This is a genomic window from Moritella sp. PE36, assembly GCF_000170855.1.
In the GTDB taxonomy this organism is placed as follows: domain Bacteria; phylum Pseudomonadota; class Gammaproteobacteria; order Enterobacterales; family Moritellaceae; genus Moritella.
Genome location: NZ_ABCQ01000014.1, coordinates 92,453 through 100,461 on the forward strand (window position 1 = coordinate 92,453; position 8,009 = coordinate 100,461).

General features: G+C 39.3%; 8 protein-coding genes. 1 reads left to right on the forward strand and 7 read right to left on the reverse strand.

What is annotated here, in order from left to right; all coding sequences use genetic code 11:
* Positions 1 to 54: 54 nt before the first annotated feature.
* The 4 genes from PE36_RS10540 to PE36_RS10555 form a co-directional block, all read right to left on the reverse strand.
* Entirely contained in the window at positions 55 to 234 is a 180-nt protein-coding gene (locus PE36_RS10540) for a hypothetical protein (protein ID WP_006032005.1), read from the reverse strand.
* Between the two features lie 46 nt (positions 235 to 280).
* Positions 281 to 805, reverse strand: a complete 525-nt coding sequence (locus PE36_RS10545) for a hypothetical protein (protein ID WP_043994423.1) — start codon at positions 803 to 805, stop codon at positions 281 to 283.
* A 99-nt stretch (positions 806 to 904) separates the two neighbouring features.
* The gene (locus tag PE36_RS10550; protein WP_006032007.1) at positions 905 to 1,309 is read right to left on the reverse strand and encodes a hypothetical protein; all 405 of its coding nucleotides are present in this window, start codon (positions 1,307 to 1,309) and stop codon (positions 905 to 907) included.
* Positions 1,310 to 1,418: 109 nt separating this feature from the next.
* A complete protein-coding gene (locus PE36_RS10555; RefSeq protein WP_006032008.1) occupies positions 1,419 to 2,303 on the reverse strand; it encodes a hypothetical protein in 885 nt (294 codons plus the stop codon).
* A gap of 717 nt (positions 2,304 to 3,020) precedes the next feature.
* Here PE36_RS10555 and PE36_RS24390 point away from each other — a divergent pair.
* The gene (locus PE36_RS24390) at positions 3,021 to 6,161 is read left to right on the forward strand and encodes a DUF2971 domain-containing protein (RefSeq protein ID WP_006032010.1); all 3,141 of its coding nucleotides are present in this window, start codon (positions 3,021 to 3,023) and stop codon (positions 6,159 to 6,161) included.
* Positions 6,162 to 6,335: 174 nt separating this feature from the next.
* Here the strand turns inward: PE36_RS24390 and PE36_RS10565 are convergent, their stop codons facing one another.
* The 3 genes from PE36_RS10565 to PE36_RS10575 all read right to left on the reverse strand — a co-directional run.
* On the reverse strand, positions 6,336 to 6,572 hold the full coding sequence (locus PE36_RS10565; RefSeq protein ID WP_006032011.1) for a hypothetical protein: 237 nt from the start codon (positions 6,570 to 6,572) through the stop codon (positions 6,336 to 6,338).
* Between the two features lie 16 nt (positions 6,573 to 6,588).
* Positions 6,589 to 6,831, reverse strand: a complete 243-nt coding sequence (locus tag PE36_RS10570) for an ogr/Delta-like zinc finger family protein (RefSeq protein ID WP_006032012.1) — start codon at positions 6,829 to 6,831, stop codon at positions 6,589 to 6,591.
* Between the two features lie 50 nt (positions 6,832 to 6,881).
* On the reverse strand, positions 6,882 to 8,009 hold a 1,128-nt coding region (locus PE36_RS10575; RefSeq protein WP_006032013.1), incomplete at its 5' end, for a replication endonuclease.

Consider the following 8,009-nt stretch of genomic DNA (forward strand, 5'->3'; position numbering starts at 1 on the left):
AAGTATGTGGGGAAGCGAAACCTAACAAATGTTATTTGTCCGTTTAATGCCTTGTTAGGTTTGTTCTACATTTGGTCTTGTTACATATGCAATAAAACCTGTAATAACAATCGTCGGCACTGCAATATAAGTAAGGAAAACACCTACATAGCTCACAAAATAAAGGGTTAACGCATAAACAGCTAAAGTTAACCAAAATATTACTGAACACTTATCATGTAACCAATTTTTCATTTGTACCACACCTTAGATATATAGAATCAAAACCTATGCTAACGATTCAAACACTGGTGCAGCTTGCTGCATCCGAATGCTTTGACTTGTTATGTCTTTCAAATAAATTTGGTGGATGAACCTTACACCCAAGGCTTTCAAGACGGTTTTTTTCTTGTTGAAGTTCACTCAAAAGCTTATCAAGAACTTTTTTTGGCACTTTATGTTTGTTAAAAACACCATCAACAATAAATAATGAAGATGTTCCATGCGTTAACAAATGCCCATTAGTGATATATCCAACTACAGAGGCGTTTGGTTCAACCTTAGATCCAACTTCAATGCTGCATGATGGATAAAAAACGTCACCTTTTTCATCAGCACCTTCAAGGCCATTATAAATTGCAGCTTCGCCACCCGTGTTTGATACAAACAAACGTGCACATAAAAAGTTTCCGACACCATCTTCATTTGGCTCAAGTCCGTAGCTCATTCTGAACTTGAATCTAGGTCGTTTTAAAAGAAACTGATAGATATTAAAACCAATACTAAAGACAGCAATTATGGTCATTATGATTTTATAGGTATCCACTCGACCTCTCTTGAGACAACGACTTGCTAAGCGGGAATTAATGGTTGGCTAAAATCGCGAAGCGATGACCAACTGTTAATTTTCCGTTTAAGCAACTTGTTAGGCATTATTATTCATAAGTTTAGAGAATTTGTTATATGAATCACTTAGAATCGCATGTGGAACAGGATGCAAAATCCTTGCCTGCGAACCAAATTGATCATGAAATTCTCGGTTCTTTGAAATATACACAGGAGACACGCCATCAATAAATTGATCGCCTGTGATATCAATAATATAGCTTTCGTATTCTAACCAAGCGTGAGAGGAATCGCCTCTTTTACCTGAAACAGATTCAATATTACGAACGCCCTTAGAAATTAGATATTTACTTAACATATCCGTAGTAAAACCACATGCAGCTTTAGGAAAACGGTCAAAGAATGATTTACCAATAAAGCTTCCATTTTCAACTAATACTTCACGAGCTTTTTCAGCTATTTCGCGGATACTGTCAATTTTCATATTTACTCCGTGAATGCCTACGCCCGTTTAAGCGGACTAAAATTGTTGGCTATAAATGTGGAACGAAGTAGAACTGAGCCAACTGTTTTAGTTCCGTTTAAAGCGCTTGTTAAAGAGATGTACACCTAAAAATATCATATTTATCACTTGTTACCCTAGACTGTGCTAGAACATGTGTAGAGTTAGGGCCAATAAATATTACAGGCTTGCCGTTCAGCCAATCGCCCTTGCAAATATGTGATGAGTTGAAATCTGTTTTCAAGGCAATAGAATTAGTTACTTCATTTTGCACCTGAGGAGACAGCATTTTCACGCCAAACAACGAAGCATAACAACTGAACATAATTATTAATGGAAAAATAGCCAGTCCAACCTTTATTTTTTTACATACAATTTCACCAATGAAATTTTTAATCATAACGAAAGTAGAAATGAAGAAAACAGGAATCATTAGTAAAAAAAACAGTGTGGCTAAGTTAAATACAACCATTGCAGTTAACGTAAAAGGGAAAAAACCAGGGTCAACGTTGAAGACGGAATTTATTTGCCCTGCACTTTTAAAGCCAGCCCAATAAATTAATACCGAACCTATTGCACTTAAAACCCATTTATTTGACAGCCTAGACTCTGAAAAATTATATAAGCCATTTTCTTCAAGGAAGTTGGACAACCCCCAAACCATTAAAGTCCCCCCAAGGATAAACAAAGGTAGAGGGATTAAGGTATCTTTAAAAATAAGAATGAGGAACCAGCAGACTCCTCCAGAAAGAACGAGCCACTGAGTAGTTGTACTTTCCACAAGCACTTTTGGCTTGAATTTATCCCTTAAATAGATTTTTAATTCTGCGTATTCTTTTTCTCTAGCTTTGTTCAAATTTCGAAAAACCAAAAAGAGCAGGAAAAAAATCCCCCCCCAAGAGAAAGATGCTCTTACAGATAATGGAATCTCAAGACTATGTGTTGGCACAAAAACCAGAGTAATGAGCAAAGTCATCCATATTCCTACGAATGAATAATATCGAAATTTCATAAACACCTATAAATCTCTTTAACAGATTGTTATACGGAATTCCGTATAACGTGAATTCCAGTTTAATTTAATTATTATAAACAGTACCAAATATACTATTAATTACAAATAGATAGTGTTAAATAGCGGTTAAAAATCAAATAAAACTGAGGGAAAAACAAGAATTGTATTTATATTGACCTGTATAAATACATTGATAAGAGAATAAATTGTTATATTTCAATCAACTATATTTTCCATAAATGTAAAACAAAGATAATTTGGCAGTATAAATCATATATATTTCGTAAAATAGGCCAAATCCTATTACACCTGTATATAAAACAAGTTCACTGTTCTTCTTGTGAGATTTATCCATAACAACATATGTGGCAAATCTATATGTGTAAATATCATTCAACATGACGGCATCACTTTCTATTAAACGTTTCACTAGATGCTTTGTCATTCTGTGACAAAAGGTGTCACAATTTTGACATTAGCGATCTTTAAATGATCGTTTAGATCCTTTCTAGATAAGGCTTAAGTAATATCAGCATGTCCACCTTTATGTCAAAAACGTCAGAAAATTGCGAAAACGCGGTAGGCGAAGAGGAGTGAAATTTATAGGTACGCCTATAAATTTCATATACAATTCAAATTATTGAAATTAATAACAATCATACAACGAGTTAAATTAAAATGAGTGAAGATAAGCCTGATAACATAAGTGCACAGGAAGTTTATGACTATGCATTTAATCTCTATACTGGTGATGGCATAGAGCAAGACAAGCAGAAAGCGGCTGCCTTATACCAAAAAGCGGCTGACCTAGGCCATCTAGGCGCCACGTGTAATCTTGCTGTCATGTATCACAACGGTGATGGCATAGAGCAAGACAAGCAAAAAGCGGCTGCCTTATACCAAAAAGCGGCTGACCTAGGCCATCTAGGCGCCACGTGTAATCTTGCTGTCATGTATCACAACGGTGATGGCATAGAGCAAGACAAGCAAAAAGCGGCTGCCTTATACCAAAAATCGGCTGACCTAGGCCATCTAGGCGCCACGTGTAATCTTGCTGTCATGTATAACAACGGTGATGGCATAGAGCAAGACAAGCAAAAAGCGGCGGCCTTATACCAAAAAGCGGCTGACTTAGGCCATCTAGGCGCGACGTGTAATCTTGCTGTCATGTATAACAACGGTGATGGCATAGAGCAAGACAAGCAGAAAGCGGCGGCCTTATACCAAAAAGCGGCTAACCTTGATCATCCAGGCGCCACGTGTAATCTTGCTGTCATGTATGACCACGGTGATGGCATAGAGCAAGACAAGCAAAAAGCGGCTGCCTTATACCAAAAAGCGGCTAACCTTGATCATCCAGGCGCCACGTGTAATCTTGCTATCATGTATGATATCGGTGATGGCATAGAGCAAGACAAGCAGAAAGCGGCTGCCTTATACCAAAAAGCAGCTGACCTTGACCATCCAGGCGCCACGTGTAATCTTGCTGTCATGTATGACCACGGTGAAGGCATAGAACAAGACAAGCAAAAAGCGGCTGCCTTATACCAAAAAGCGGTTAACCTAGGCCATCTAGGCGCCACGTGTAATCTTGCAGTCATGTATCACCACGGTGATGGCATAGAGCAAGACAAGCAGAAAGCGGCTGCCTTATACCAAAAAGCGGCTAACCTTGATCATCCAGGCGCCACGTGCAATCTTGCTGTCATGTATGACCACGGTGAAGGCATAGAGCAAGACAAGCAAAAAGCGGCTGCCTTATACCAAAAAGCAGCTGACCTTGACCATCCAGGCGCCACGTGTAATCTTGCTATCATGTATGATATCGGTGATGGTATAGAGCAAGACAAACAAAAAGCGGCGGCCTTATACCAAAAAGCGGCTGACCTTGACCATCCAGGCGCCACGTGTAACCTTGCTATCATGTATGACAACGGTGATGGCATAGAGCAAGACAAACAAAAAGCGGCTGCCTTATACCAAAAAGCGGCTGACCTTGACCATCCAGGCGCCACGAGTAATCTTGCTATCATGTATGACAATGGTGATGGCATAGAGCAAGACAAACAAAAAGCGGCTGCCTTATACCAAAAAGCGGCTAACCTTGACCATCCAGGCTCCACGTATAATCTTGCTATCATGTATGACAGCAGTGATGGCATAGAGCAAGACAAGCAAAAAGCAGCTGCCTTATACCAAAAAGCGGCTGACCTAGGCCATCTAGGCGCCATGTATAATCTTGCTATCATGTATGACATCGGTGATGGCATAGAGCAAGACAAGCAAAAAGCGGCTGCCTTATACCAAAAAGCGGCTGACCTGGGCCATCCTGACGCCACGTGCAATCTCGCTATCATGTATGACAACGGTGATGACATAGAGCAAGACAAGCAAAAAGCGGCTGCCTTATACCAAAAAGCGGCTGACCTAGGCCATTCAGGCGCCACGTTAAATCTTGCGATCATGTATGACAGCGGTGATGGTATAGAGCAAGACAAGCAAAAAGCGGCTGACTTATACCAAAAAGCGGCTGACCTAGGCCATTCAGGCGCCACGTTAAATCTTGCTATCATGTATAACGACGGTGATGGTATAGAGCAAAATATACAAAAATCTATTTCATTATTCGAACGAGCGATTGAACTAGGAAATATAGAATCCATGTATGCACTTGGTTTAATATATAGAAATGGTAAAGTGCAAGACTATAAAAAAGCAGCAGAATTATTCACTAGGGCTGCACAAAAAGGTCATCAGAAATCTACCTTATATATTCCTCATGAGTTAATAGTTCAATTATTTCATAAGTATGAGGGATTAGCTCCTTTAGAAGATTTTTTCACAGAATTAGAAGATGTCATTAGATCTATCAAAGAACGTCACATTTATAACGATGAAAAGCCGTTAGCTCATTTTACTTCATGGACAGCTATTGAAAGTATCCTACCAGATGTTCTACCTGAAGAATCAAACGGTGCTAATGTCCTAAGACTGTATAACGTAGATTATATGAACGACCCAACAGAAGGTCGCTCATTGATAAATCTAGCTAACTCTACATCCGAGTTATCTAGTACGTTTCTAAATAATATTTTTAAAGAAAGTGCACTTGAAAACGAATTAGACACTGTCAATACAGTCCCACCTTCTATCTATTCTCTTTCTTTTACAGAGTCATCCGATCGTCTAGACCTATGGCGGGCATATGGTAATGACGGAGATGGGTTTAGCATTGTTACGACATTCCCCCTTAATGAAGGGAAAGAACTTTACCGCCGACAAGCCTTAGACTCTTTTGTTCAACATAAAGCTAAAAGCATAAAAAGCTCACAAGAAGAGCAAAATAATAAGCAAGAGACTGAACTTAATACTACACCTGTTTTATTTCGCGTTTGTTATAGTGATAAAGAGAAACTAGACACAATCAAAGAATTAAACGTACCACTAAATAAAATTGAAGCTGCAATACAAAAATTGGATAGTAGTATACGAGCTCAGACTGAAAATGAAATAAATTATGTCCTATATGCAACTTTATTAGAGGTCATGTATCTATACAAAGATGAGCAATACTCAACAGAAAGAGAAGTTCGTGCGATTCAAGCAATGTCTTTAGATGATGTAATGCTAGATAAACGTAAACCTGGACGGCTATATTGTGAAACAGCCCCATTTTTATTTAGAAATAAATCAGAAATCGTGATCGGGCCTAAAATTAAAAACCGAAGAGTTGCATTATGGAATTTACGATATCGATTGAATAAAAGTAAATTTGGTGCAACAACAAATGTTGTATTCTCTGACGTTAAATACCGATAAATAATTGTTTGGCATATTACTACCACAGTCATATGCCAAGCAACATCAACTATCTTCACATGACTAGTCAATCAACCTCCTCAACCGTTTCACATCACAATTACCACTTAAAATCCCCATGCGCTTAGTCATTTCTTGCATACGTCGTTACAATTGGTTCATATCACGCACTAACTACCTTGCTACCTCAGCATCAACTAACGACTTACCACTAATATCAATCGGTTGTAATTTAGCACCGTTATCATCAACAGTAATTAAATAGCAAGTCATGCTAGATTCTAAACTTAATTCGGAGATGATGCTGCCAATTGATTGGGATTGGTTAACTTGTTGCGGGCTAGTTTCTTTGTCTAAGATATTCAATACCCAGCGTCGAAAGTCTTTGGCCGCTGCTGTTCGGGCTAACATTGTAAGTGGCGGTTATTTAAACCAGACCAAACAGTTCTCGCTGTATTTCTACTGGCATTTGCCTAACTCTGTCCACCAATAACTGATCAACAATATTAGATGGTGGATTCAACGTATGGCTAAACCCTAAATCCATCACGAACGTGTGGCCGCACTTTGCATCCAAACACTGACAATACAATCGTGTGAACTCGACTGATACTTTATCTGTACTTGAAATACGTGCCTTTCCCTTACAAAACTTACAAGTAACTCGCATCTATATTCCCCTAATAAAATTCTGGTTTAAGTCGTACTTTGCTTCACCTTCTAAGGGGGCTTATCAATTTGTTGTCCTAGGACTGGAATCACCGACTTAATATTCATCGTTATTCTCTGATTTCTGGTTTCAATATCTGGAACACAGGTGTTTTCCAATGGAACTGTACCTAGCGTACAGTTATTGACACTAGTCCAAGGAAAACGGCTCCCGCCGCTTTCAGCAGTGCCTAAAGACTTAAAACCTAAAAAGCCCAAAGACCCTAAAATCCGAGTAACCTTATTATTCTTCTTCGTCGCAATGGCAACCTGTCGAGTGAATGCGCGAACAACATTGGTAACGTTATCTTTTGTGCCCACGTCTTTTTTAACTAATGCCCACTTTTTCTCACGCGTTAACACGGTAATACCAACACCAGTAAGACCTGCTGTCTTTTTAACTAATTCTTGATAGTGGTTTTCTGAACGTTCGTAGAATAGCTTTATCGGGCGATTACGTTGTTTAAGGCGGTGTCCACCCATCCAGTTGAAGTAAGACGCAAAGCAACCGCAGTCGGCAGCAAGGCGTATCTTTTCAAATAGGCAGAACTCTTGCTCTTTCTCAATGCGTCGAAGTTCGCGCCATACGGTAACCGATGGTGTTTTTTGGAATTGGAATTGTCGAAAGCAGAATGCACGTGACCAGGCGGTAACGTTAGTCACGGTTTCAACCAAATCAACTAGATCTGAATCTAAGTCTTTTTTTCCTTCAAGCTTATGTGCATCAATGTTTTTAGAAATGTACTTAGCAATATAGGCAACCGCATCACCTTTACTGCGATCGACCTTTTCAATTTTAACTCGCGCTTCCATTGCTTTTAACTTTGGGTCGCCATCAAGCGTATACAGTTCATCGTTATCACGTTGGTGCTGATATTGAGTTAATAGCTGGGTAAAGTCTTCAACTTGGTTTTCTGGTACGAAGAAAACACCATGCCAATGTGGTGTGCCGTCTACGTGAGGTTCAACAACACGCATACCGTAATAAGTTAGCCCTGCTCTATCGGCAGCTGCACGGAAGCGCTGCCACGATGTTTTCAACCAATCATGCGCAGCAATCGGATCTGCACCATTCCAATTAGGATTTTCAACAAAGTACTTACCGTGTTTCTTTAACCGGTGATAGCGACCTGCAGCGGT

Coding starts and splice junctions, on each gene's coding strand:
- PE36_RS10540 (WP_006032005.1), bottom strand. CDS start 234: ATGAAAAATTGGTTACATGATAAGTGTTCAGTAATATTTTGGTTAACT.
- PE36_RS10550 (WP_006032007.1), bottom strand. CDS start 1,309: ATGAAAATTGACAGTATCCGCGAAATAGCTGAAAAAGCTCGTGAAGTA.
- PE36_RS10555 (WP_006032008.1), bottom strand. CDS start 2,303: ATGACTTTGCTCATTACTCTGGTTTTTGTGCCAACACATAGTCTTGAG.
- PE36_RS24390 (WP_006032010.1), top strand. CDS start 3,021: ATGAGTGAAGATAAGCCTGATAACATAAGTGCACAGGAAGTTTATGAC.
- PE36_RS10565 (WP_006032011.1), bottom strand. CDS start 6,572: ATGTTAGCCCGAACAGCAGCGGCCAAAGACTTTCGACGCTGGGTATTG.
- PE36_RS10570 (WP_006032012.1), bottom strand. CDS start 6,831: ATGCGAGTTACTTGTAAGTTTTGTAAGGGAAAGGCACGTATTTCAAGT.